The sequence below is a fragment of the Acetobacter pasteurianus subsp. pasteurianus LMG 1262 = NBRC 106471 genome, from assembly GCF_000285275.1.
GTDB classification, from domain to species: Bacteria; Pseudomonadota; Alphaproteobacteria; order Acetobacterales; family Acetobacteraceae; genus Acetobacter; species Acetobacter pasteurianus.
This window is the reverse complement of record NZ_CADO01000123.1, coordinates 1-1,570: the sequence shown is the minus strand read 5'-3', so window position 1 is coordinate 1,570 and position 1,570 is coordinate 1. Positions and strand designations below refer to the sequence as shown.

The 1,570-nt window shown below is 52.8% G+C and carries 2 protein-coding genes and 2 pseudogenes; all 4 read left to right on the top strand.

Annotated elements, in window-relative coordinates; all coding sequences use genetic code 11:
- Window positions 1-52 precede the first annotated feature (52 nt).
- Window positions 53-229: a hypothetical protein gene (locus APA10_RS14770; RefSeq protein WP_250697692.1), complete on the top strand. Its 177-nt coding sequence runs from the start codon at window positions 53-55 to the stop codon at window positions 227-229.
- 320 nt (window positions 230-549) lie between these two features.
- A complete protein-coding gene (locus APA10_RS11850; protein WP_003631405.1) occupies window positions 550-810 on the top strand; it encodes a type II toxin-antitoxin system RelB/DinJ family antitoxin in 261 nt (86 codons plus the stop codon).
- A pseudogene (locus tag APA10_RS14765) lies at window positions 807-1,100 on the top strand (type II toxin-antitoxin system RelE family toxin). The gene APA10_RS11850 and the pseudogene APA10_RS14765 overlap by 4 nt, the downstream one beginning before the upstream one ends.
- 131 nt (window positions 1,101-1,231) lie before the next feature.
- A pseudogene (locus APA10_RS11840) lies at window positions 1,232-1,570 on the top strand (cation:proton antiporter); the annotation flags it as partial.

Genomic DNA, 1,570 nt, shown 5'->3' with positions numbered 1-1,570 from the left:
CTGAATTCTACAAAATGACCCGAAATTGCCTCAAGTGTGAGAAATCCGCGTCGTGGGCCTGCTGGGGGCGGCGCTCTATACACCGGTCTGGACGAGCGCGGTCAGGTCGGCGGCGGATTTCGGGATCGTGCTGGTCGGTTTCGTCCTGCTGACCGTCTGGCGGGCGCCACCCCTGATGGTAGTCGGTATCAGCGCGCTGGGAGGGGTCGTCATTGGGCAGGCGGCATAATGAAATGTTCAGTCAGCGACGTGCATCGACGCGTGATCGCCATACCGTTTTTCAACGCACACTTCAATAATGGCGCGTCGTTATGAGGGCCATGTTTCGGCCGTTTCCTGTGTAAGTCAGCCAGAAAACGGACAGGCAGTTTACCCCCCAAATCTGCCTGTCGGCCTCAAGAATTAAGCAGACTGGCGGCAGTCGCCTCTTTTCTGCCGTTTCCGCAACCGATCAGGTTTCTCGAATGCAGACATCAGCATCGACCATCTTTCGCTTCATTTGTACCAACAGCTGTGATACATATGTGCATACACGCAAGGAGGCTTTGTATGTCTGCTGTTACATTCCGGGTAGATGAAACGCTGAAGGCAGCCGCAGTTAAGAAGTTGTCGACTCAAGGCATTTCACTTTCTGACGCACTGCGCGATACGCTCGCGTATATTGCTGAAACGGGTCGCTCTCCCGTCAAGCGGAGGCTTGTCACAGACGAGGATGCGGAGCTTATCGAGATTGTGCGCGAACGCCTAAAAAACCCTGCCCAAAAGCATCGTATGACTTTTGCAGAGCTTAAGAACCGTCATCGCGAATGAAAGAGTATTGTCTTGAATTCGACGACAGAGCACTCAGAGAGTGGGATGCTCTTGACGGCAGCGTGCGTAAGAAATTTGAAAAGAAGCTGGAAAAGCTGATCTAGAACCCTCACTCTCCAGGAAACGAACTGCATCGCGACCTATCAGGGTTTTATAAGATCAAGCTTCTGAAAGATGGTTACCGCCTTGTTTATCAGGTCATCGACGAACGGATCGTCATCTATGTAATTGCCGTTGGCCGGAGAGCCGATAATGAGATTTATGAACTGGCTCCGAAGCGAACAGAGTGAATTTACTTTCTTGGTAGAAAGTCAGCTCCCGCCCTCATTTTTGCCATTCAATGCCCGGTTAAGTTTCTCGAATAACAGACTATTCCCGGTTTTTCTTGACGTGAGGCGCCAGGGCGGCCAGCGATGAGGCCATGGATACAATCAGTCTTCTTGCCCTGCTCCTGACCTTCTCGGCAGGCTTCAGCATTCTCAACCACCACACATTGCGTGTTCCTGTCACGATTGGCGTTCTGGTCTTCTCATTGCTGACCTCGCTGTTGGTCATGATCCTGAACCCGCTGATCCCGGCCTATGATCTTCAGGCTCTCCCACGATCCGTGCTCGGTGCCATCAATTTGCCTGCGGCACTTCTGAACGGTGCCCTTTCGCTGCTGCTTTTTGCGGGAGCCATGCAGGTGAATGTCGGACATCTGCGCGCAAAGCTGATGTCTGTGACCGCTCTCTCCATTCTGGGAACCGTTCTGGCCGTG

Coding starts and splice junctions, on each gene's coding strand:
- APA10_RS11850 (WP_003631405.1), top strand. CDS start 550: ATGTCTGCTGTTACATTCCGGGTAGATGAAACGCTGAAGGCAGCCGCA.